The 23,691-nt window shown below is 39.7% G+C and carries 24 protein-coding genes; 10 read left to right on the top strand and 14 right to left on the bottom strand.

Going from position 1 to position 23,691, the window contains the following annotated elements; genetic code table 11:
* The first annotated feature begins 61 nt into the window (after window positions 1–61).
* Window positions 62–439, top strand: coding sequence for a DUF7793 family protein (locus FHG64_RS00195; protein ID WP_139064557.1), 378 nt, complete (start codon window positions 62–64; stop codon window positions 437–439).
* On the opposite strand, the gene hutH is transcribed toward FHG64_RS00195, so the two are convergent.
* Window positions 436–1,947: a histidine ammonia-lyase gene (hutH, locus tag FHG64_RS00190; RefSeq protein WP_139064556.1), complete on the bottom strand. Its 1,512-nt coding sequence runs from the start codon at window positions 1,945–1,947 to the stop codon at window positions 436–438. The genes FHG64_RS00195 and hutH overlap by 4 nt on opposite strands.
* 157 nt (window positions 1,948–2,104) lie before the next feature.
* Window positions 2,105–3,631, bottom strand: a complete 1,527-nt coding sequence (locus tag FHG64_RS00185) for an NAD(P)H-hydrate dehydratase (protein ID WP_139064555.1) — start codon at window positions 3,629–3,631, stop codon at window positions 2,105–2,107.
* Between the two features lie 141 nt (window positions 3,632–3,772).
* Between FHG64_RS00185 and gcvT the strand changes: the two genes are divergently transcribed.
* From gcvT to FHG64_RS00165, 4 genes are all read left to right on the top strand, one after another.
* Window positions 3,773–4,855 carry a glycine cleavage system aminomethyltransferase GcvT gene (gene gcvT, locus FHG64_RS00180; RefSeq protein ID WP_139064554.1) on the top strand — a complete coding sequence of 361 codons (1,083 nt, stop codon included), beginning with the start codon at window positions 3,773–3,775 and terminating at the stop codon, window positions 4,853–4,855.
* 5 nt (window positions 4,856–4,860) lie between these two features.
* Entirely contained in the window at window positions 4,861–5,676 is an 816-nt protein-coding gene (locus tag FHG64_RS00175; RefSeq protein WP_139064553.1) for a sugar nucleotide-binding protein, read from the top strand.
* Between the two features lie 93 nt (window positions 5,677–5,769).
* On the top strand, window positions 5,770–6,057 hold the full coding sequence (locus FHG64_RS00170; protein ID WP_139064552.1) for a 4a-hydroxytetrahydrobiopterin dehydratase: 288 nt from the start codon (window positions 5,770–5,772) through the stop codon (window positions 6,055–6,057).
* Window positions 6,058–6,141: 84 nt separating this feature from the next.
* Complete coding sequence (locus FHG64_RS00165; protein ID WP_139064551.1) at window positions 6,142–6,861, top strand: YebC/PmpR family DNA-binding transcriptional regulator; 720 nt, start codon at window positions 6,142–6,144, stop codon at window positions 6,859–6,861.
* Window positions 6,862–6,878: 17 nt separating this feature from the next.
* Here FHG64_RS00165 and FHG64_RS00160 read toward each other — a convergent pair whose 3' ends face one another.
* Both FHG64_RS00160 and FHG64_RS00155 read right to left on the bottom strand, forming a co-directional pair.
* Entirely contained in the window at window positions 6,879–7,418 is a 540-nt protein-coding gene (locus tag FHG64_RS00160) for a 1-acyl-sn-glycerol-3-phosphate acyltransferase (protein WP_139064550.1), read from the bottom strand.
* 8 nt (window positions 7,419–7,426) lie between these two features.
* Entirely contained in the window at window positions 7,427–8,650 is a 1,224-nt protein-coding gene (locus FHG64_RS00155; RefSeq protein ID WP_139064549.1) for a proline dehydrogenase family protein, read from the bottom strand.
* Between the two features lie 103 nt (window positions 8,651–8,753).
* On the opposite strand from FHG64_RS00155, the gene aroB reads away from it, so the two are divergent.
* A complete protein-coding gene (aroB, locus tag FHG64_RS00150; RefSeq protein ID WP_139064548.1) occupies window positions 8,754–9,833 on the top strand; it encodes a 3-dehydroquinate synthase in 1,080 nt (359 codons plus the stop codon).
* 89 nt (window positions 9,834–9,922) lie between these two features.
* On the top strand, window positions 9,923–10,237 hold the full coding sequence (locus tag FHG64_RS00145) for a hypothetical protein (RefSeq protein WP_139064547.1): 315 nt from the start codon (window positions 9,923–9,925) through the stop codon (window positions 10,235–10,237).
* Between the two features lie 256 nt (window positions 10,238–10,493).
* On the opposite strand, the gene FHG64_RS00140 is transcribed toward FHG64_RS00145, so the two are convergent.
* The 5 genes from FHG64_RS00140 to FHG64_RS00120 form a co-directional block, all read right to left on the bottom strand.
* A complete protein-coding gene (locus FHG64_RS00140) occupies window positions 10,494–11,042 on the bottom strand; it encodes a type 1 glutamine amidotransferase domain-containing protein (protein WP_139064546.1) in 549 nt (182 codons plus the stop codon).
* Between the two features lie 108 nt (window positions 11,043–11,150).
* Window positions 11,151–12,152, bottom strand: a complete 1,002-nt coding sequence (locus FHG64_RS00135; protein WP_139064545.1) for a YihY/virulence factor BrkB family protein — start codon at window positions 12,150–12,152, stop codon at window positions 11,151–11,153.
* A 76-nt stretch (window positions 12,153–12,228) separates the two neighbouring features.
* Entirely contained in the window at window positions 12,229–12,486 is a 258-nt protein-coding gene (locus FHG64_RS19480) for a hypothetical protein (RefSeq protein WP_246054218.1), read from the bottom strand.
* 276 nt (window positions 12,487–12,762) lie between these two features.
* On the bottom strand, window positions 12,763–13,242 hold the full coding sequence (locus FHG64_RS00125; RefSeq protein WP_139064544.1) for an Lrp/AsnC family transcriptional regulator: 480 nt from the start codon (window positions 13,240–13,242) through the stop codon (window positions 12,763–12,765).
* Window positions 13,243–13,308: 66 nt separating this feature from the next.
* Complete coding sequence (locus FHG64_RS00120; RefSeq protein ID WP_139064543.1) at window positions 13,309–14,484, bottom strand: M14 family zinc carboxypeptidase; 1,176 nt, start codon at window positions 14,482–14,484, stop codon at window positions 13,309–13,311.
* A 292-nt stretch (window positions 14,485–14,776) separates the two neighbouring features.
* Here FHG64_RS00120 and FHG64_RS00115 point away from each other — a divergent pair, with 292 nt between their 5' ends.
* Together FHG64_RS00115 and FHG64_RS00110 are read left to right on the top strand one after the other, a co-directional pair.
* On the top strand, window positions 14,777–15,196 hold the full coding sequence (locus FHG64_RS00115; protein ID WP_139064542.1) for a helix-turn-helix domain-containing protein: 420 nt from the start codon (window positions 14,777–14,779) through the stop codon (window positions 15,194–15,196).
* Between the two features lie 84 nt (window positions 15,197–15,280).
* Window positions 15,281–15,655, top strand: a complete 375-nt coding sequence (locus tag FHG64_RS00110) for a DNA topoisomerase IV (protein WP_139064541.1) — start codon at window positions 15,281–15,283, stop codon at window positions 15,653–15,655.
* A 2-nt stretch (window positions 15,656–15,657) separates the two neighbouring features.
* Here the strand turns inward: FHG64_RS00110 and mscL are convergent, their stop codons facing one another.
* From mscL to ychF, 5 genes are all read right to left on the bottom strand, one after another.
* Window positions 15,658–16,113: a large conductance mechanosensitive channel protein MscL gene (mscL, locus tag FHG64_RS00105; protein ID WP_139064540.1), complete on the bottom strand. Its 456-nt coding sequence runs from the start codon at window positions 16,111–16,113 to the stop codon at window positions 15,658–15,660.
* On the bottom strand, window positions 16,113–18,755 hold the full coding sequence (locus FHG64_RS00100) for a DNA gyrase/topoisomerase IV subunit A (protein ID WP_139064539.1): 2,643 nt from the start codon (window positions 18,753–18,755) through the stop codon (window positions 16,113–16,115). Before FHG64_RS00100 ends, mscL begins: the two co-directional genes overlap by 1 nt.
* Window positions 18,756–19,247, bottom strand: coding sequence for a hypothetical protein (locus FHG64_RS00095; RefSeq protein WP_139064538.1), 492 nt, complete (start codon window positions 19,245–19,247; stop codon window positions 18,756–18,758).
* Window positions 19,248–19,250: 3 nt separating this feature from the next.
* Complete coding sequence (locus FHG64_RS00090) at window positions 19,251–21,104, bottom strand: DNA topoisomerase IV subunit B (RefSeq protein ID WP_139064537.1); 1,854 nt, start codon at window positions 21,102–21,104, stop codon at window positions 19,251–19,253.
* A gap of 485 nt (window positions 21,105–21,589) precedes the next feature.
* Window positions 21,590–22,684: a redox-regulated ATPase YchF gene (gene ychF, locus FHG64_RS00085; protein WP_139064536.1), complete on the bottom strand. Its 1,095-nt coding sequence runs from the start codon at window positions 22,682–22,684 to the stop codon at window positions 21,590–21,592.
* Between the two features lie 283 nt (window positions 22,685–22,967).
* Here ychF and FHG64_RS00080 point away from each other — a divergent pair, with 283 nt between their 5' ends.
* A complete protein-coding gene (locus tag FHG64_RS00080; protein WP_139064535.1) occupies window positions 22,968–23,525 on the top strand; it encodes a hypothetical protein in 558 nt (185 codons plus the stop codon).
* Window positions 23,526–23,691: the final 166 nt, after the last annotated feature.

The following is a 23,691-nucleotide window of genomic DNA, read 5'->3' as shown; positions in this document are numbered from 1 at the left end:
TTTTCTTACGAATTAGAAAATTAAATACTACATTGCAGCATCATATTTTCCCTACAAATTTATGACTGAAGATATAATTAAACTGGACTTTGGAAAAGTTTGGTTCAAAGATAATGTACTCATTGCAGAGCTCAATGAAGGAATTCTCCTTGACGTGGAGCAAAACCGAAAATTGTTGGAGATGGGAAAAAAAGCTTTTTCCAACCGTCCATATGGATATGTTTCATTTCGTAAGAATTCCTATGCCGTCAATCCAATGGTTTACCTTGAGAGTGCCAGCACAACAAATCTAAAGGCGATCGCCGTAGTTACTACAAACGAAACGTGCAGGCAAAATGCTATTTTGGAAAAACAATTTTTTAAAGACCGCAATTCCTTTGAGGTTTTCGAAACCCTGGAAGAAGCCCTCAATTGGTTGAAATTTAAAGTAGATATTTAATCAAAAAGTATTTCCTCCCCTATTTCCATTCCTTTTAGGAATTTCCTGGCATTTTGAATATGGGTAGCCATAACCTGGTCTTCCTTGACTATAGGCACCAGCTCTCTAAAGGAGCCTACAAATTCTTCAATAAAACGGGATGATTTTGCAGGTTCTCTAAAATGTAAGGCCTGGGATGCATTAAACAGTTCAATGGCCAGGATCGTGGTGATATTATCCAGCACCCTAAGCACTTTAGTAGCTCCATTTGCTCCCATACTCACGTGATCCTCCTGCCCGTTTGAAGAGACTATTGAATCTATACTTGCGGGCATAGCATACATCTTGTTTTGGCTCACTATACTGGCCGCGGTATATTGCGGGATCATAAAACCACTGTTCAAGCCCGGGTTCTCCACAAGGAAAGTTGGTAAACCCCTAAGACCCGAAACTAATTGATAGGTTCGGCGTTCAGAAATATTGCCGAGTTCTGCCAGGGCAATAGCCATATAATCAAGGGCCAAAGCCAGGGTTTGACCGTGAAAATTGCCACCTGATATAATTTTGTTGGCCTCTATAAAAATATTGGGATTATCTGTTACTGAATTGATCTCGGTCTTGAAAGTTTTTCTAACAAAAGAGATCGTGTCCTTCGTTGCTCCATGCACCTGTGGGATACACCGAAATGAATAAGGATCCTGAACAATTTCCTTTTCTTTTGCAGCTATTTCACTGCCATCAAGAAACTCTCGCAGTCTTTCTGCTGTTTTGATTTGCCCCCTGTGCGGCCTTACCATATGGACCAATTCATCAAAGGGAGACATATTACAGTCAAATGCGTCTACAGAAACCGCTCCAACCAAATCTGCCAGGTAACATATCTTGTAAGTTTCCAATAGAGCATAGATACCGTGGGCACTCATAAATTGTGTTCCGTTCAAGAGAGCAAGTCCCTCTTTAGACTGCAATCTTAATGGTTCCCATCCAAACTTCTTCAGGATTTCTTCCCCTGGAAGCACCTCGCCTTTAAAATAAACTTCCCCTTTGCCTATTAGGGGAAGCGATAGATGTGCCAGTGGCGCTAAATCACCAGAAGCTCCCAGGGAACCCTGTTCATAAACCACGGGCAGGATATCTTCATTATAAAAATCTACCAGTCTTTGAACAGTTGTTAATGCCACACCAGAATTGCCATAGCTTAAGGACTGTATCTTCAGCAGCAGCATGAGCCTTATTATAGGTTTTTTAACCTTGGGTCCGCTTCCACATGCGTGGGACATTACTAAATTTTCCTGTAGCTCAGTAAGGTTTTCCTGGGATATCTTAACATTGCAAAGGGAGCCAAACCCGGTGTTGATCCCGTAGATGGGTTTGTCATTTTCATTGATCTTCTTATCTAAAAAACTGCGGGACTTTTCAATATTTAATCGCGCCTCATCACTTAACTCCAGTTTTTTATTGTTCTTAATGATGTCATATATAACCTGCAAATCCAGAACTGCCGAACTAATATAATGGTAGGGTTCCATAAAAAAATTAAATTTTTTGATTGCTTAACATCCAATATACTGGAAAGCTCCATAACGAATAATATGAATACAGCTTATTCCATTCATATTAAACCCCTTTGCAACTTTCCCTGCAGTTGGTTAAACAATTGCTAAAATAAATTAATATAAATCAATATTAAGAAGAATCTTCATCATTTTTAAATAGCTCAAGAATCGCCTTTCCTATATAATTTGTTATATCACCCGCAATCATCCCTTCATAGCTCAATTCATTTGCTGCAAGATCTCCCGCCCTGCCGTGGAGCCAGGTTCCAATAATCGCTGCTTCCAGAGGAGAATAACCCTGGGATATAAAGGCGGTTATAACCCCGGCCAGCACATCTCCTGCTCCTGCCGTTGCCATACCGGGATTCCCTGTATCGTTAATATACATTTCATTACCCGATAATATTATGGTATGAGCATCTTTAAGGACCATTACCAGCGAGTATTTATTTAAAAATTCCATGGCTTTATCCAGTTTGTCCAGGTCATCCTCCCAATCTCCAATAAGCCGCTGCAGTTCTCGGGGATGTGGCGTTAATACAGACTGGGGCGGCAACAGTTTTAAAAATTCCTTGTTTTTGGAGAGCATATTCAAGCCATCGGCATCAATTACCATAGGAAATTTAATTCCCTCCAGAAGGTTTCTAAAAGCCCCTGTAGTGGTACCCGATGTTCCTGCCCCCATACCAAAGCATACTACTTCCGGTTTGAGATCATATTTAATATTCATTATTTCCTTATCTCCCTCATCCATTATTACCATAGCCTCAGGCAATACAGTTTGAAGGATCTCGTACCCACAGGATGGTGCATAGATACTCACCATTCCAGCCCCACTTCGCAATGCTGCTCTTGCTGTAAGGGAAATACTTCCAATTTTGCCATAGCTACCTCCAATGATAAGACTATGACCGTAAGTACCCTTATGCGAAAATTTATCCCTTGGACGATACATATCCAGAATTTGGATATGATCAATAAGTTTTGCCCTCACCGGGAGAGAGGAGAGGAAATCCTGGTCCAGGCCAATATCCAGAACCTCGACTTCACCGGCATAACTTCCGGTTTGCGGTAAATAGAATACAAGCTTAGGAGACTGAAAAGTAAGGGTTAAATGAGCTTTAATAATGTCATGTCCGGTTTTCGGCATCTTATCAGCAAACAGTCCCGAGGGCATATCAATGGCAATGACGAGCGCACTGGACAAGTTAATCTTGCTTATGAGTGAAGCCACCCACCCTTCAGCAGGGCGATTAAGGCCAATTCCAAAAATTGCATCTATCACAATATCTGTTTCAGCAATTTCAGGTATTTCATCTTCACTTTTTATGGATACAGGCCACGGCCTGCCGAGCTCTTTTAATTTATTATAATTGATTAAAAAGTCTTTGGACCTATTGCGGGAATAGTCGACAATGAATACCTCTACATTATAACCCTCGCCCAGGAGAAGCCTAGCTATCACCAACCCATCTCCCCCATTATTTCCAATGCCCGCAAATACTTTTATCGGTACCGGGCCGGGCTCCAACCGGGAGATGATCTCTTTAAAAGCTTCAGTCGCGGCACGCTCCATAAGATCTGTAGAGGTGATCTCCTGCCGTTCAATTGTTTTCTCATCTGCTTCAGCTAAATACCTGACGTCGTATATATTCATAACTATGGTCCTTGGTGGTGTTGTTCAAATATAAAACTTCTGCCGCGGCAATCCTTCAGCAATATTAAATTCCTAATAATTGTCGTGGAAATTACCCTATATTCAGCCTGAAATAGATAAATTTGCCCAAATTTTAATCAAATGAAAGAAATCGCTCTTACAGAAGTTCATAAGGCTTTAAATGCCAAAATGGTCCCATTTGCAGGATATAATATGCCCGTCTCCTACGAGGGTGTAAATGCTGAACACGAAACCGTGCGTAAAGCAGTTGGGGTGTTTGACATATCTCATATGGGAGAATTTCTTGTTACCGGGGAGAATGCACTGGCCCTAATCCAAAAAGTTTGTAGCAATGATGCCTCAAAACTTGTTGATGGGAAGGCACAATATACCTGTATGCCTAACGAAGAAGGAGGAATTGTGGATGACCTTATCATTTACAGGATAAATGCTGAAAAATATTTGCTGGTAGTGAATGCTTCCAATATTGAGAAAGACTGGAACTGGATTTCCCAGCATAATACCATGGATGCCCATATTAGGGATCTTTCTGATGAATATTCTTTACTGGCCATACAAGGCCCAAAGGCTGCAGAAGCTATGCAGTCACTTACAGATATAAACCTTTCTGAAATGAAATTCTATACCTTCGAGGTTGCTGAATTTGCAGGCGCAAAGAATGTGATCATTTCTGCTACAGGTTATACAGGTAGCGGTGGTTTTGAGATCTATTTCAAAAATGATGACGCAGTTCAAATATGGGAAGGGGTTATGGAAGCCGGAAAAGACTTTGGCATCAAACCTATAGGCCTTGCCGCAAGGGATACCTTAAGGCTGGAAATGGGGTATTGCCTGTATGGGAATGATATAGACGAGACCACATCCCCTATCGAAGCCGGTTTGGGCTGGATCACTAAATTCACCAAAGATTTTATCAACCACGAAGCCCTTAAAAAAGAAAAAGAGGAAGGCCCAAAACGTAAACTTATAGCATTTGAACTGGATGAGCGTGGAATTCCACGCCAGGGATATGATATTGTTGATGAAAATGGCAAGATTATTGGCGTAGTGACATCGGGCACTATGTCGCCTTCATTGGATAAAGGAATAGGACTGGGTTATATACCGGCTGCAATGGCAGATGCCGAGGAGAAGGTATATATCCAGATACGTAAAAAGGCTATTCCTGCTTCCCAGGTGAAGCTGCCTTTTTATAAAGGATAATACTATTGAAAAAAATATTGATCTTAGGAGCAAGCGGCTTTATAGGGAATGCCTTATATAAAGAGCTTTGCTCCTATTTTGATACCTATGGCACCTACTCCAGCAATGCTGGCCCCTACAGCGGCAACAGGAAATTCTTTGCCTTTGACCAGGAAGCCGAGGATATAAGCGTATTGCTGGAAAACCTTCGTCCTACCATTATTATCTCTGCTCTGCGCGGGAATTTTGACGCCCAGGTGCATACTCATTTTTCCATTATCAATTACATAATGCAAAATGACTGTAAACTTATTTACATCTCATCTGCCAACGTTTTTGACGCTTTCACCAATTACCCTTCCTATGAATATGATAAGACTTTGTCACAAAGTGTTTACGGCAGGTTCAAGATCAAGATCGAGAATGCGTTGCTTAGACTTCCCAATAACAAATACAATATAGTACGCCTCCCTATGGTTTTTGGTTCCAACTCCCCGCGAGTCCTGGAGATCAAGAATAAAATAGAATTTGGAGAAGCCATTGAGGTATTTCCAAATGTGGTGGTGAACGCCACAGAGATCACCCGTGTTACCCAGCAAATCCATTATATAATTAACAGGAAAAAGCAGGGTGTCTTTCATCTTGGAAGCAATGACCTTACCCATCAACACGATCTTATCCTGGATATAGCCGAAACCCTGGGATATAAGAACCCCTTACTCAAACAGGTCTATGATTCCAATTATGACAGATTCCTGGCGGTCCTGCCCAAGGATAATCTCCTGCCTAAAAACCTGCAGATCTCTGTACAGGATGTGGTGAGATCTTCTGTGATCGTTTGAGACAGGAGCTTCTATGGCACAAATTAGCTGTTCTCTTTTGTATTGTGTAACTTTATGGACTGCATACACAAAATTTATCCTAAAAGATATACAATGAAAAAATTATCAGAAAACGAAATAAGTGAGAAGCTAAAAGACCTTGAAGGATGGTCTTATTCCGGCAACGGGATCCAAACCTCATTTGAATTTGAAAATTTCAAGGAAGCTTTTACTCTTATGACCCGTATTGCTTTTGAAGCCGAAAGCCAGCAGCATCACCCAAACTGGTCAAATGTTTACAATCAACTTGAAATTACTTTGTCCACTCACGACGCCGGTGGTGTTACCGAAAAAGATTTTGAACTGGCACGTGCTATTGAGGATATTGTAAATTCAGATTAACGAAGAAGAAAATCACAGGGACGTTCCTTTTTTTTAATAAAACTGGAACGTTTTTTTTATTTTTACGCCACATTTAAAATTTATATGGGAAGAGCATTCGAATTTAGAAAAGCACGTAAAATGAAGCGCTGGTCTGCAATGGCAAAAGCCTTCACTCGTATTGGAAAAGATATAGTAATGGCCGTGAAGGAAGGGGGGCCAGATCCAGATACTAACTCGCGGCTTAGGGCTGTAATTCAAAACGCCAAGAGTGTCAATATGCCTAAGGATAATATCGAAAGGGCTATTAAAAGGGCAAGTGATAAAAGCCAGGGGGATTACAAGATCGTTCTTTTTGAAGGTTATGCTCCCCACGGGATTGCTGTTCTTGTTGAAACAGCTACAGATAATAATAACCGGACTGTTGCCAATGTAAGAGCACATTTTAGTAAATGTGATGGGAATCTTGGCACCTCAGGTTCTGTTGAATTCATGTTTGACCATACCTGTAATTTCCGAATCAATGCTGAAAGGATAGATCCTGAAGAACTTGAACTGGAATTGATCGATTTTGGGGCTGAAGAGGTTTTCAAGGATGAAAATGATATCCTTATATATGCTCCCTTTGAGAGTTTTGGAGCCATTCAAAAGGAACTGGAAAACCGTGAAATTGAGATCCTGTCTTCAGGATTTGAAAGGATCCCACAAGTCACTAAGAAATTGTCTCCTGAAGAAGCAGCAGATGTTGAGAAACTCCTGGAAAGGCTGGAAGAGGATGACGATGTACAGAACGTATACCATACAATGGAAGAAACCGAAGATTAAGCTCTTCGGTTTCTTTTTTAAAAATTCTCTGCTACTTTTCCCTGGACCCCGTCGTAGAATTTCAGGATCTTCCTTAGATCTTCCTCTACATCATCAGTTGGATAAAATGGTTCAGAAAAAGTTACCTGTTTTTTAGCATAATCAAAAGCCACCCTAATTACCGGCACATTAGCTGCCTTTGCTATATAATAAAATCCTGTTTTCCAACGCTCTGTTTTCTTTCGGGTACCCTCAGGTGACATCGCCAGGCGAAATACTTCTTTCTGCTCAAAAATTTCAGCAATCGCGTCCACCTTTTTTTGATTAGGAGTACGGTCCAGAGGTGTGCCTCCTACCCATCTGAAATACCATCCAAAGGGAGGCCTGAACAATTCCTTTTTGGCCAGGAAATTAATTTCCCGTCTTAATATCCTTCGCACCATTAGGCCTATTAAAAAATCAAACCAGCTGGTGTGAGGGGCAACGATCACAACACACTTTTTTAAAGCAGGATCTATTGTTCCTATAAGCTTCCACCCCATAAGACGAAAGAAGATAAACCGGTAGAGATATCTCATTACCTATCCTATCTTCTCCTTAACCCCGGCTGTTCTTTTATCTCTTGTTGCTTTTGTAGGTTCCCCCTGCGGCGTTTCTTTTCCTCGATCAACAGGGAAAGTTCCCGCCCGGTTTGACCTTTAACAGAGGTATTCTCCTCTGCCCTTCTTATAAGGTATGGAACGACATCCCTAACAGGCCCAAAAGGAAGTAGTTTGGCAGTATTATACCCTTTTCGGGCAAGATTATAACTTATATGGTCACTCATTCCATAGAGCTGGCTAAACCATACGCGATCATCATCTATTTTAAGGTTTTTGTCTTCCAGGATCTGTAAGGCCAGGTAATTACTTACCTCATTATGAGTTCCTATAAATACAGATATATCATCTAAATTGGCCAGGCAGTACGATAAAACTCCATTAAAATTAACATCTGTAGCTTCTTTATTCTCACAAATTGGAGAGACGTATCCCATTTTTTTGGCCCGTTCATTCTCCTTTTCCATATAAGCCCCACGCACAATCTTAGCACCCACCCTAAAGGCATTTTTCTTTCCTTTTTCATGTAAGTCCTGCAAGTATTGCATACGATCCCACCTGTAACACTGGATGGTATTAAAAACAATAGCCTTTTCCTGGTTGTATTTCATCATCATTCTTTCCATTAGCTCATCTGCCGCTCCCTGCATCCAGGTTTCCTCTGCATCGGCCAGAACACTAATATCGTTTTGATATGCTGCTTCACAAATATTCTCAACACGCTGTTGTACCCGCTTCCATTCCTCTTCTTCTTCCGGGGTTAATGTTACCCTGGAAGTCACTTTTTCCCATATAGCGAAACGGCCAATACCCGTTGGTTTAAAAACTGCAAAAGGTAATTCCTTTCGTTTGGCAGCAAATTCAATGATACTTATCTTCTTTTTCATTGCAGCATCAAACTGCTCCTCCTGCTCCTTCCCTTCTACCGAGTAATCAAGGATACTGTGAAGTTTTTTGGTGTACATTTTCTCAATTGTTGGCAGGCAATCATCTGTAGATTCCCCTCCACTAAATTGATTGAAAATAGTACTTTTAATAAGTCCCTCCACCGGCAGGTGCATCTTTAATGAAAAACGGGTTAAAGAGGTTCCTATTTTAACCAGGGTGGGCCTGTTGATCATTCCAAATAGGAAGAGAGCCCTGTTGAGTTCGTCGTCAGATTTTAACTTAAAAGCTGTCTCGGTATCATTGAAAATCTTTTGTGTGATCATTATAAAATTATTAATACAACAAAGATAAATATTGAGAAATGAATTTTTATTAAAATTCTCCTTATTTTCGACTTTTCAAAATATAGCTCAAACCTTATAAAATATGACTTTGGACGCGCAACTGGCACCGGTTTTTTATTCTGAAGATGGTTATGCACAACTAAATAACTTTTTAAGTTCGAAATCACCTTCTATCATCTTCATTTTAGTTGACAGTAACACCAGGGAACTTTGCCTTACACGACTGCTTCAAAAATTGGAAACTACCTGTGTGACAGAAGTTATTGAAATGGAAGAGGGAGAACAAAACAAGAATATTGAGACCTGTACAGGAATTTGGGAAGCTTTAAGTGAGCTGGGAGCAGACAGAAAGGCACTGCTCATAAACCTGGGAGGTGGGGTGGTGACAGACCTTGGAGGTTTTGTGGCCAGCACCTTTAAACGCGGCATAGACTATATCAACATCCCTACTACCCTGCTTTCAATGGTGGATGCCTCGGTTGGCGGAAAAACCGGAGTGGACCTGGGTAACCTTAAGAACCAAATTGGAGTGATATCTCAACCGGAGATGGTCATTATAAATACCACCTTCCTGGAAACGCTGCCAGCAGTAGAAATGAGAAGTGGCCTGGCAGAGATCCTTAAACATGGCCTTATTGCCAGCAGGGATTACTGGCATAAAGCCAATGACCTTGGCAAACTTACCCTGGATGATCTTGAAAGCATAATTGCAGAATCTGTTGAAATCAAAACAACAATCGTTAAAAAGGATCCCAGGGAAGAAAATTTAAGAAAGACACTTAATTTTGGTCACACCTTTGGCCATGCAATTGAATCATTTTACCTGGACCACCCTCATAAGAAACGCTTGCTTCACGGGGAAGCTGTTGCTGCAGGGATGATCATTGCAGCATACATATCAAACCATTTAACTTCCCTTCCCCAGGAAGACCTGGAAGAGATCACAAATAACCTTTTAAACAGCTATCCTGTTTCAAATATGGAGCGGGAAGATTACGAACCCATCATGGAGTTAATGAAATTTGACAAAAAGAACTCCCATGGAAAGATCAAATTTGTACTTCTGGAAAAAATTGGGAAAGCCGTAATAGACTGCGAGGTCCCTCAACAACTGCAAACAGAGGCACTTGAATACTATAATAATCTTAAAAAGAAAGAATAAGGATTGCGGTTCAGTTTTATTTTTTTAAATTATTTCCTCAATTGGTTATAATCCAATTTTTATTATAATTGCACAGTCAAATAATAGTTATGAAAAGAGTCATTGTAGATTACAAAAAACTTACACCAGAGATCCTGAGCCTTCTAGTAGAGAAATATCCCGATGGTTATGATGATGACCAGATCATCTCCTTTAAAAATGCTAAAAATGAGACTATTGAAGCTGTTGAAGTGAGGACAGAGGATTCAATTTATCTTGTGAAGGTAAGTACAAGACTGGAGAATACTATGGCCAATTATGATGAAGATGATTACGATGATTCAGATTTTAATGAGCCAATTGTAGATATTCCGGAAAAAGAAATCGAGGAAGAAGCAGATGAAGATGAGGAGGATAAATTATAAAAAATCATTGTTGTCCGGTTAAAGAGTCTGGACCGCTTCCGCCGCCAGAATATAGAACCTGGACTAAAATCTGAATCAATGGAAAACAGCGCTTTACCCAATTCTAAAAAGCCCGGATTTTCCTAAACTCTTTTAGATCAAAACCATCCCCGTGTTGAGGTTGACGCGACACCAATGATAAAAAATAAAACCTGCATAAAACCCTCCTGTCTTACAAGGTGGTTTTATGCAGGTTTTTATATTAAAGAACTTTATTTTATGCGTGCTGTTCTTCGTGTTTACCTTCTTTAATTTCCTCAATTACTTTTGCATTAAATGCAGGAAGATCATCTGGATTCCTGCTAGTAACAAATCCCTGATCCACAACTACTTCTTCATCAACCCAATTTGCACCTGCATTCATAAGGTCTTTTTTAATAGAGTGAAAAGAGGTCATTTTTCTACCCTTAACCACATCTGCACTTATTAGGGTCCAGGCTGCGTGGCAAATGGCCGCCACAGGTTTCTTTTGCTCAAAGAATTTTCTAACAAAAACCAGGGCATCATCACTTCTTCTCAAATAATCTGGATTTATTACTCCCCCGGGTAAAACTAATGCATTATAGTCTTTTGGGGTAACTTCATCCAGAGTGTAGTCAACATCATATTCCTTTGACCAGTTGCCTTCATTCCAGGCTTTAATTTTTCCCGATTCCAAACTCACAATATCCACCTGGAAGCCTTCCTTTTCCATTGCTTCTTTAGGTGATTTCAATTCACTTTCTTCAAATCCATTGGTAGCCAAAATGGCTATTCTCTTTTTCATTTTTCCTGTTTTTAAATTAAAAAATTCAGTTTTTTAAATTTACAGGATATAGGCGGGACGACGTCTTAAGAGGTTTATAAATTAAGCGGGTGCTACGTTAAACCTTTATTAATCATCGGTTTCACACTCTTCCCTTTCCCTCTCCACGTCTATAGTGGCTTTAATTCTTTGAAGCAGTTTATGGTCCTCCTGTAGTTTTACGTTCTTTTTTTCCAGCTTTTCCAGCTCCTTAAAAATTGCTGGCTCACTAAACCTATTAGGCCTTATTCTTTCATTTTTATGCAAGGCATATTGTACAGTAAATTCTGCTCCAAAAAACATAATGAGGCAGGTGTAATTTACCCACAATAGGATAAGAACAATAGATGAAGCCCCTCCATAGACAGAGCCGGGATTGCTTTGACCAAAATAGTAACCCATGAGAAATTCACCTATAAGAAAGAGAATAGTAGTTAAGGCAGCACCGTAAATTGTGATCCTCCATTTCAAATGAATATCTGGCAGCAATTTAAAAATAGCTCCAAACAGTACTGTGATAAAAACAAATGATAATACATAATTAAGGATCTTCAAACCAACAGTCGTAATTACGGGAGCCGTATCTCCAATATAATCACCAAGTATGGCGACCAGAGCTGATATTACCAGCGCCATTAACATTAAAAAGCCTATTGCCAGCACCATTCCAAAAGATATAACCCTGTCCAGGACCATTCGCATAAATGTCTCTTTTTTGGCTGCGACGTTCCAGATGTTGTTCATGGATTTTTTTAATCTGAAAAAAACCCCGGTTGCTCCAAATAATAACATAGCCACACCAAAAACAATTGCCCAGGTGGAGTTTTCTGTGATTGCAGCACTGGTGATCATTCCTTCCACTGCTCTGGCTGCATCTGCCCCAATAAATTCAGTAATCTGGTCGGTTAGCTTACCCTGTACAGCCTCTCTTCCAAAAAAATAACCTGCTATGGAAACAACGATGATCAAAAGTGATGGAAGAGAAAAAAGAGTGTAATATGCTATAATAGCACTCTCTGCCCAGGGATCATTACTGTTCCAGCTGAAGTAGGTCTTTTTAATAAGACTGAAAAAGGTTTTAATCTTCCTCATAATTTGTAATGAGATTGAAATAACCTTAGATGATGCTTCTCATGCCCGGCAATGATAAAACCGGCAGCAGCTACGCTTAACTCCCCCCACTGGAGACACCTTTCTCCTTAAGCATGGTATTACTGAAACTTTTAAATAAACAGATTCCAGATGCTCTAATGGCTTTATATTCTTCAAGAAGATCTTCCCCTTTTCTTTCCGTGGCAAAAGAGGCAGGTACATAGGAGTCCTGGTCAAACCCGGGCAATGGGGTTTTATCTCCCCTGGAAATACACAAAGCCCTATATTGGAAAATTCTCTCGGTATCAAAAAGATGCTGTAAAACCTGGGCCACAGTCCATTTCCCTGGCGCATAATGTTTTTAAGATCATCTTGATTGAGACCCTCCAAAAATGAAGACATTTCTTTTCCCTGCCCGTTTAACAGGCTTAGTAGATCATCCTGCGGCAATTGGTCTATATACTTTTGGTAATAAGCAGGATATTCCGAAATTGGTAAATTGGCAAGGGTCATATAATAAGACTTTCGTTATTATTCATATAACTACAAGATATAAAAAACCCCCTTCAACACTAGATATCAAAGGAGGTTTAATATAAGTTTAATAAAGTTACATACTCTTGAAAATAGAATGCATCAATCTTTTCTTATCATTCATACTTTCTTCAAGAGAGATCATTGTCTCTGTTCTGTAAACCCCTTCTATATCGTCCAGCTGGAAAATAATTTCCTTGGCATGTTGCGTATTTCGTGCACGTATTTTACAAAACACATTGAATTTGCCTGTAGTTACGTGAGCAACAGTAACAAATGGGATATCATTAATACGTTCCAATACAAATTTTGTTTGGGATGTATTCTTCAAAAATATACCAACATAGGCAATAAAGGCATACCCCAGTTTTTCATAATTAAGGGTAAGGGAAGAACCAAGTATAATTTGCGCTTCTTCCATTTTTTTCACCCTTACGTGAACTGTTCCTGCAGAAATATTTAATTTTTTTGCTATATCTGTAAAAGGGGTGCGGGTATTCTCAATTAGCATATCGAGAATTTGATGATCTGTATCGTCTAATTTGTACTTTGCCATAACTCTTAACGTCTTTAAATGAAAAACAAAATTAATACAAATTCAATAAATAATTAGTAACGATTTTCAGTTATTTGCATATTTTATAATTAAAACTTCATTTTTAAGAAGAAGATTATGAACTATAACGTTTTCGCTGACCTCTCCTCCATCTGAAAGCTTAACTTCTTTTTCCTCACAGTCAATTTCCTTATGCCCATAAAATTTTAAATTGGCTTCTATCTTTTCAATGCAGGGTATGAATTCTATTTTATTATCCACCAACTCTTCATTGTATTGAATGGCGATATCGACTATTTGATCCTTCAGGAGTGCTCTTCGTAAAATAACATCAAAGAACAGCTTCTCATTTTGAGGTATATTGAAATAATCCTCCTCACTTTTAGTGTTTATCTTTTTTGCAGCAATGACCTCCAGGGCAGTAATTAAAGCCTGTACAAGAAACTCCCGGACCTTTTCCCGCTCGTAGTCATTATAATAATGTCCTGCTTCAAACAGGATGGTGGGAACATCGAGCGATTGAAACGTATCGCCTGTGCAGTTAATATTAAAAGCATCGCTGTACCTGCCAACCATTCCGGGGATTTTTTCCTGAAGTCGCTCATTCATCGCTACAATCACTTTCATAGATGCTTTCCTTGAAGGCGTGACGCTCCTCTCCTCATTCATTGCGGGAGTTAAAAACGAAATAGTAGCAGGTAAGGGTTTTGGGCCGGCACTAAAAATAGTACGTTGGTCGTGCAGATTAAAGCAATAATGAGGCTTAAATTCATTATATACCTTTCTCAAGACTTTGCTTTCTTCCTCTTCCCGGTTGTGGGCATCCCTGTTAAGGTCAACTCCACGAGAATTTACTCTTGTATAAGCTCTGGCGCCATCTGGATTGAGCATGGGAACAAAACAAATTTGAAGCTCTTTAAGAAGGCTTTCAATATATTCCTCATTAGCAAATATCCTGAAGGACTTAAGAATATCAAAAACCGCTTTTGTAGTGGTAGATTCATTCCCGTGCATTTGTGACCATGCAAAAATTTTTATTTTACCATTGCCCACAGTAATTCTATGGATAGGTTCCCCCATATGAGATTTCCCAACTTCATAAAATTTAAAAGCTGAACCAACTTCGTGAATAGCCTTTTCTATATGATCAAAATTAAGGTAACGGCCCTGGAGCCTTTCTTCCTTATAAAGTGAATAGTTTACAATGAAATCCTCATATGAGGTAATTGATGTTTTTTCCATGTTTACAAAAGTAAATAAAGCAAATTTTACAATTGTAAACAGTCTTAAATTCTAATTATGTTTAACTTTGTAAACAACTGAAAGCTCCTGAAACAACAAATAGATCATAGGTGTTGGGAAAAAATCCATGCCGCCAATAATTGATACTTAATTTGCTTAATTTTAGTTGTTTATATATGCTTATGTAGACCTTTAGTTTATTTTAAAAACTATATGTTTACAATTGTATGCAGATGGACTGGTTCTTATTTATTACATTTGTAAACAGAATTAAATTGAAACATAATTTACAATGGTAAACAGTGATGAGTTTAGCAACAGGTTGCAAAAAGTGATGGAATATTATGATCTTTCTGCCGCTGCATTTGCAGATGCGATAGATGTGGGCCGCTCTTCTATTTCACATATTATCTCGGGAAGGAATAAACCCAGCCTTGATTTTGTTCTCAAAATAGTTCAAACTTACCCCGAGGTAGAACTCTATTGGTTGCTGAATGGGAAAGGAAGTTTTCCAACCGATGTATCAAAGCAAGAACCTCCTAAAGCCTCCCCCTCTGTTGCTACTCCCGCACCTTCTTCCACCCAGGAAGGTGTTGCTCCCCCAGGCAATTTATCAGCCACTCCTGCCTCTGATACAACCCGGACAGGAAAAGAAATAAAAAAAATAGTAATTTTTTACACTGACGGTTCTTTTGAAGCCTTTGAAAATTGAATATTACCCTTGAAAAGCTTTATTTTGCATTTAAATCCAGGGAGAGTTAGCTCTTGTTGCCCCTGGACCCAAAAAGCCTTAAGAATGAAGTATTTCCCGGTTGTTTTATGTGTTTTAGTGTTATTCACCGGATGTTATTCCCCTGAACGGGATTGTGCCAGTTACAGGACCGGAACCTTTGAATTTGAAACTTACCTCAATGGGGAGATCGTCACTTCAAGATTTGTAAGAAATGACTCTATTGAAATTGATCATTTCCAGGGGAAAACCGATACCTCTTCTGTAAGATGGCTGAATGATTGCGAGTATATAATTAAGAATTTAAACCCGAAGAACCGGGCAGAGAGACAGCCAATTCATATAAAGATCCTTACGACAGGGAAAGACTCCTACACCTTTGAGTACGGCCTGGTTGGAGACAGCCAGAAAGAAAAGGGAGAGGTTAAACGTATTGAGTAATATCAGTTATTTTGCCCGCCTTTTCGTAATAATTTATTTTGCTCCTCCATTAACTCATTAAGATTGGTAAGCAATTCAATATTCTTTGGAGTTTCGACTGTTTTGTCTTTGGGATCTTCAGATTTTCTTCGAAACCTGTTCATTAATTTCACCACCAGGAATATGGTCATCCCTATAATCAAAAAATCTATGAGTGCCTCCACGAGGGCTCCATATCCTATTGCTATCTCCTCTACTGCAGGGGAAACACCCGGCTGTTCTGCAACACCTTCCCGCAGGACTATTCTCCTTGAAGCGTAGTTAACCCCTTCTGTCATCATTGATAGTGGCGGCATTACGACCTGTTTCACGAGCACATCTACCACCTTATTAAAGGCGGTACCTATGATGATCCCCACCGCCATATCTATCATATTGCCTTTTACAGCAAACTCCTTAAATTCCTTTAAAAACCCCATTACTCATCAAATAATTTTGTCTGGCTTTCCCCCTGGGAACTTTTTCTTATCTCACCTTCTGCAAGGTTTGGTGTGTTACTTTCCACTGTTTCCTCATCCTTCACCTCCAGCTCCTCGGTAGGAACAACTTCAGGTTCATAAGGTACGGGATCCAATAGGTTTATTTGTTTTAATTTTTCTGTAGTCAACTGGTTTCCAAGCGCTTTAATCCCTTTAACTGAAATGAATTCTTCAAGATTTACCACTTCATTTGCCCGTTGATCTTTACCTCTCGCTTTAGTAAAAACCAGCTCTGCCTGCGGGATATAATCTGTTGAAACCAATTCCAGGAATGATTTCTCGTGGTCACCTATAAAAAGCTCATCCTTATCTGGATTTTCAATTAGAAAACGCTTCACATAATACTTTTCCTTTTCTGCCTCCCAATATATTGCCGAGATTGGTTTTTTAGGCACCCACTTCTCCAGGACAATTATTTCGTCATCAAACCTTGTGGTAAGTTCGGGCTTTATTGTTTTTGCCACTCCGTTTTGAGTGATAATGAGCAGCCTGTCCTCTCCTTTGAATTCTCCCAGAAGCTCTCCTCTTTCATCTACATTAAGACGCTTTACACTATCATCAAACCAAATTCTGCGAGGCTTAAGGGTTGAAACACCTTCTTCCTTGAGTTCAATTTTCTTGACCGCATACTTGGTTACAATATTTCCTTTCACATTTCGGCCCTTGATAAGCATATCTGCAAAATCCACTTCAAACCTTAGCTTCTTAATGCTTCCCACCTGTCTAAGGTATACTGTAACAACTTCTGCTTCACCATTAGGATTGGCAGAGAAATACAGGATCTTTGAATCTTTCTTGCCCTGGGTTACATCATATTCCCTGTCACGGGTAATAGAAGTAACGGCAAATCTCTTAATATAGGAGGAGCCATTCTTCCCGTCGCGGTATACGAGGTTGTAGATCGTTCTTTTATCTTTCTTCTTAAAGACCGCCACATGTATAATATCCTTACCTACAAAGGTTTTTGCATCTACTTTGGTCACCATCATCTTCCCGTCTCCCGTGAAGACTATAATATCATCGATGTCTGAACAATCTGTAACAAATTCGTCTTTCTTAAGGGAGGTACCAATAAAGCCTTCATTTCGATTTACATATAGCTTGGTATTGCGCATAGCCACCTTGGAAGCTTCTATATCATCAAACAGGCGAAGATCTGTCTTACGCTCTTTTCCTGCACCATATTCTTTCTTAAGTCTTTCAAAATATGAAACAGCGTAATCTACAAGATGGTCCAGGTGATGTTTTACTTTGGCGATCTCCTCCTCAAGGGCTTCTATTTTTTGCTGTGCCTTATCGATATCAAATTTAGAGATCCTTTTGATCCTTATTTCTGTAAGCCTTACTATATCTTCTTCTGTAATGGCTCTTTTTAGATGCCCAATATGAGGTTTTAAACCTTCATCTATCGCTTTAATTACCCCCTCCCATGTCTCCTGTTCTTCAATATCACGGTATATCCTGTTTTCTATAAATATTCTTTCAAGGGAGGCAAAATGCCACTGCTCCTCAAACTCATCCAGCCTGATCTCAAGGTCCTGTTTTAATAAACTTAGAGTATGATCTGTAGAGCGCTTTAAGATTTCAGTAACCCCCAGGAATACAGGTTTATTATCAATGATCACACAGCCAAGTGGTGAAATGGAATTTTCACAAGTGGTAAAGGCATAAAGCGCGTCAATAGTTTTATCTGGTGAAATATTTGGGGGAAGGTAGATAAGGATCTCCACATTCTCTGCAGTGTTATCCTCTATCTTCTTGATCTTGATCTTTCCCTTGTCGTTTGCTTTAAGTATAGATTCAATTAAGGTGGTGGTAGTGGTACCGTATGGGATCTCCGTAATTGCAAGAGTATTTTTATCATACTGGGAGATCTTGGCGCGTATCCTCACTCGTCCTCCCCTCATCCCATCATTATAATCTGTCACATCTGCTTCCCCGGCGGTTGGAAAATCCGGGAAGAGTTTAAAGCTTTTTCCTTTGAGGTGCTTTATAGAGGCATCTATAAGTTCCATGAAATTATGAGGAAGGATCCTGGTGCTTAATCCCACCGCAATACCTTCAGCTCCCTGTGCCAGTAAAAGCGGAAATCTCACCGGGAGGTTTACCGGCTCTTTCTTACGACCATCATAGGAAAGTTGCCATTCAGTTAATTTAGGATTAAATAAAACTTCCAGGGCAAATTTGGATAACCGAGCTTCGATATACCTGGGAGCCGCTGCCCGGTCACCAGTTAAAATATTCCCCCAGTTTCCCTGGGCATCTATGAGCAGGTCTTTTTGTCCAATTTGAACCATGGCATCCCCTATACTGGCATCCCCGTGAGGGTGATACTGCATGGTATGTCCAACGATATTGGCTACTTTATTGTACCTGCCGTCATCAAGATCTTTCATGGAGTGCATTATACGGCGGTGTACGGGCTTAAAACCATCTTCCACAGCAGGTACTGCACGTTCCAGGATCACATATGATGCATAATCTAGGAACCAATCCTTGTACATGCCTGTAACACGAATAAGTTGTTCTTTTGGTTGTTCCTCCCCGTTTAAGGGTAAATTATCCTGGTTATCTAGATCCATTTAAGAAATTGCTTTATTTTTTTCCAATACTTTACGCAGGGACTCGATCATTCCTCTTTTCTTTTTCTTCCCTAAAAATGTAATATTGAACCTATAGCTACGTGGGCCTTTCTTGCGACGGCTCCTTATATAAATTTTTAAACTGGCATAGATCCCGTAATCGCTTACTTCAAAATTAATAAGCTTGGATTTTGGAAATTCTGCCCTTTTAACCCTGTATTCCATAAATTTTGAAAAGAAAACCCCATTATTTTTGAAATTCAGGGTTTCCCCATCACTGTCAAAATCAAAGGACTGCGCGATACGATGAAAATAAATGCCAAATAGCAGAAGGAGAATATTGGGAAGAAAGTGACTAAAAGTCATCGCATTCTCGGTTTCTGAGGTGGTCATTATTTCAATATTCACAAAAAGATTGGTTACAAAAGCAGCTACAATTAAAATGTAGATGGAAGGAATAATCTTTGTTTCGGAAGTATTTTTAAACCTCATAGGCTACTCTGCGATCAAATCCAGTTCAACTTTAAGATTATCAATTATGAATTCCTGCCTGTCTGGCGTATTCTTACCCATATAAAAACTCAAGAGTTCTTCAATGGACATATCCTTGTCCAGCATAACAGGGTCAAGACGGATATCTTCTCCAATAAAATGTTTGAACTCATCTGGAGAAATTTCTCCCAATCCCTTAAACCTCGTTATTTCTGCTTTGCCAGAAAGTTTATTGACGGCCTGCTGTCTCTCAAGCTCACTGTAACAATAGATTGTTTCCTTCTTATTTCTTACCCTGAATAATGGGGTTTGGAGTATATAGAGGTGGTTTTCTTTTATAAGTTCAGGAAAGAATTGCAAAAAGAAAGTTATTAGTAAAAGCCGAATGTGCATCCCGTCCACATCGGCATCTGTCGCGATCACTATATTATTATACCTAAGGTCTTCTATGGATTCCTCAATGTTCAGGGCAGCCTGTAGCAAATTGAATTCCTCATTTTCATATACGATCTTTTTGGTAAGACCATAACTATTAAGGGGCTTTCCTTTTAAACTGAACACAGCCTGCGTATTCACATCCCGGGATTTTGTAATGGATCCACTCGCAGAATCTCCCTCTGTTATAAACAGCGTTGTCTCCAGGTACCGTTCCTTTTTACTGTCCCCCAGGTGTATACGGCAATCCCTAAGTTTTTTATTGTGAAGGCTGGCTTTTTTCGCCCGGTCCTTTGCCAGTTTCCTAATTCCTGATAGCTCCTTTCTTTCCCTTTCTGCCTGCAGGATCTTACGTTGCAGCTTCTCTGCAGTTTCAGCATTCTTATGGAGGTAATTATCCAGATGGGTTTTTACGAAATCATTGATATAAGTACGCACGGTGGGAAGTTTGCCTCCCATATCTGTAGAACCGAGTTTGGTTTTGGTCTGGCTTTCAAACACCGGCTCCATCACCTTAATACTTATTGCTGAAACTACCGACTTTCGCACATCTGATGCCTCATAGTTCTTCCCGTAATACTCACGGATAGTCCTTACCAGCGCCTCTCTGAAAGCCGCTAGATGCGTACCTCCCTGAGAGGTATTTTGCCCGTTCACAAAGGAGTGGTATTCCTCAGAATACTGGGATTTACTATGGGTTAAGGCTATCTCAATATCATCACCGCGTAAATGAATGATCTCATATAGTTGATCATCCTCATTTATGCTGTCTCCAAGAAGGTCCTTTAAACCATTTTCTGAATAAAACTTTTCACCGTTAAAGATAATCGTCAATCCCGGATTGAGATAAACGTAATTCTTGAGCATTTTTTCTATATACTCATCACGGTACCTGAAATTTTTAAATATGCTTTCATCCGGGATATAGGTTACCTTGGTACCACGGCGCCTGGAGGTCTCCTCCAGTTCCTCCTCGTTTACGAGGTTCCCTTTTTCAAATTCAGCCGTTTTGGAGCGGCCATCCCGGGTAGATTCTACTTTAAAACTGGATGAAAGTGCATTAACGGCTTTTGTACCTACACCGTTTAAACCAACAGACTTTTTAAAAGCGCGGGAATCGTACTTTCCCCCGGTATTCATTTTGGAAACTACATCAACAACTTTTCCCAGCGGAATCCCACGGCCATAATCCCGCACTATAACCCTTTGGTTTTGTACAGAGATCTCAATGGTCTTCCCGGCGCCCATGACAAATTCATCAATACTGTTATCTATTACCTCCTTTAGAAGTATATAGATACCATCATCTGCCGTGGAGCCATCTCCAAGTTTTCCAATATACATCCCGGGACGCATACGTATATGCTCCTTCCAGTCCAGTGACCGGATATTATCCTCTGTATATTTAGTATCTTGACTCATAACTAGTAGGTGCGGTTGAGTCGCTAATATAAGGTTTACATCAAAAAGTTAAAACCCCGCCTGCACAAAGTAATTAACAAAGCATTAAGAGGAAATGTTGATAGACTTGAGATATTAGATGTGAGACTTGAGATATGAGACTTGAGATCATTGTTGTCCGATAAAAGAGTCTGGACCGCTTCCGCTGCTAGAATCTAGAACCTAGACTAAAAAGTGTGTGGAAAATACTGGTTTAACCTCTTATAAAAAGCTTGAATTTTCCTGAACTATTTCAGATCCAAAACCACCCCCTGGTTGAGGTTGATGTATCTTCTGACTATATATATTAAGGCTTAAGAAAATTTTAAATATTTTAATCGGACACCAATGACTTGAGATTTGAGATTTGAGATAGACAATCGAGCTCATCCTTCTAAAAATCAATCCTACCAATTCCCCAGGTAATTCTAAAATCTAACGTCTAACATCTAACGTCTAACGTCTTATTAAACGTTGAACCTAAAATGCATCACATCCCCGTCCTTCAAAATATAGTCCTTGCCTTCTACCCTCATCTTACCGGCTTCCTTGACCTTTGCCTCACTCCCGAAGGAAACGTAATCATCATAAGCGATCACCTCTGCACGAATAAATCCTTTTTCAAAATCTGTATGTATCACCCCTGCGGCCTGTGGCGCACTTGCCCCTACGGGAATTGTCCAGGCTCTTACCTCCTTAACACCGGCGGTAAAATAGGTTTGTAAATCAAGTAACCTGTAGGCAGAGCGAATCAACTTTGCAGAACCTGCCTCATCAAGGCCAATATCTGCAAGGAACATTTGCCGCTCTTCGTAATCGTCCAGTTCTGTAATATCGGCTTCAGTACCAACTGCAAGTACAAGCACCTCAGCATTCTCGTCCTTTACAGCTTCCCGCACTTGTTCTACAAATTCATTTCCTGTAGTGGCAGAGCCTTCGTCAACATTACAAACATACATCACAGGTTTATCTGTAATTAGTTGTATATTATTAACAAAATCCTCTCTTTCAGCATCTGTAAGCTCAATTGCTCTTACAGATCTTCCCGCTTCAAGGCCCTGCTTCAGTTTTAATAAAGCAGCTTCCTCTTTTTGCGCATCTTTATTCCCTGTTTTGGCAGCCCGCTTTACCTTTTCCAGCTTTTTTTCAACCGTCTCCAGGTCCTTAAGCTGTAACTCCATATCAATAGTTTCCTTATCTCTTACAGGATTTACAGAACCATCTACGTGCACAATATTATCATTTTCAAAACATCTAAGCACATGAAGAATAGCATCTGTCTCTCTAATATTTCCCAGGAACTGGTTACCAAGGCCTTCTCCCTTACTTGCCCCTTTTACCAGACCTGCTATATCCACGATCTCAACAGTTGCAGGCATAACCCTCTCCGGCTTTACCAGGGATTCCAATTTTTCCAGTCTCGAATCGGGTACGTTCACCACTCCTATATTTGGCTCAATAGTACAGAAGGGGAAATTGGCGCTTTGCGCCTTGGCATTGGATAAACAATTAAAAAGAGTTGATTTTCCTACGTTGGGTAATCCTACAATTCCGGCTTTCATATTATATTTTTAAGGATACGGGTTCTACTCTGGGCAATAGCTCAAAATTTTAGGCTATGAGAACAGACCCGAATTTATAACCTGTGTTTTTGCGGCTGCAAAGATAGGCTTTAAAGTTGAAATTGAGAAGATAGCATCAATTATGAAAAAGGTAGAGGGAATCACATTCATATTTTCTACTTTTTGCCTCACCTATTAGGATTTAGTAAAACCCTAACGAAGCTTTATCAAGTCTTAACAGCTTATCATTGTAGATTTGTAAAAACCTAAAAATAAAACAGTTATGAAAAAGTTAGTTTATTTATTGACATTTTTGTTTGTGGGAACCATCTATGCACAGGTTACAGATCAACCCACACAATCAAACAGGGATAATATGGATATGAGGACAGACAGGGCCACATATTATGATATCCAGGAACCATCAGATTATACTTTTAATAATCAAAACTTCAGGTTTACACCAAATGACAGGGGTGACCTTACCGTATCGCAGATAGAAAACGGAACAGAGACCGAAATTGGAAATCTTCGCAGAACTACTGCAAACGGGTATTATATTATGACTTCTACTTCAGACCCTAATGATGTTTCCTTTGGACGCTTTGATGAGCAGGGAAATTTCAGGACCTACAGGTATGACAGTACTACAGATAGTGTACTTGAAGAGGATTACAATATAAGTACTCCAAGAAATATTCGTGGCCAGAATCAAAGCGATATGAGAAGAAACAACCCTAACAGGAACCTTAACAACCAGGGTGTAAATAACAGAAACACCAACAACCGTGGTGTGAATAACAGGAACACTACTACGAATGATCCTATAGATAATAAATAGATCATTAATATGGTATTAATTAAAAACGCTCTCAGGTTTGGGAGCGTTTTTCTATTATAACCGGGTTTTTTTCAGGATTCTGATCTTCATCAGTTTTCGGCACATTTCACAGGATTTTATAAGCTTGTGGGAGGAGAAGTTTTTTTATAACCGTAAATTTGCACCT

Origin of the sequence: Antarcticibacterium flavum, assembly GCF_006159205.1 — a bacterium.
GTDB lineage: Bacteria > Bacteroidota > Bacteroidia > Flavobacteriales > Flavobacteriaceae > Gillisia > Gillisia flava.
This window is presented reverse-complemented; position numbering and strand designations above follow the sequence as displayed.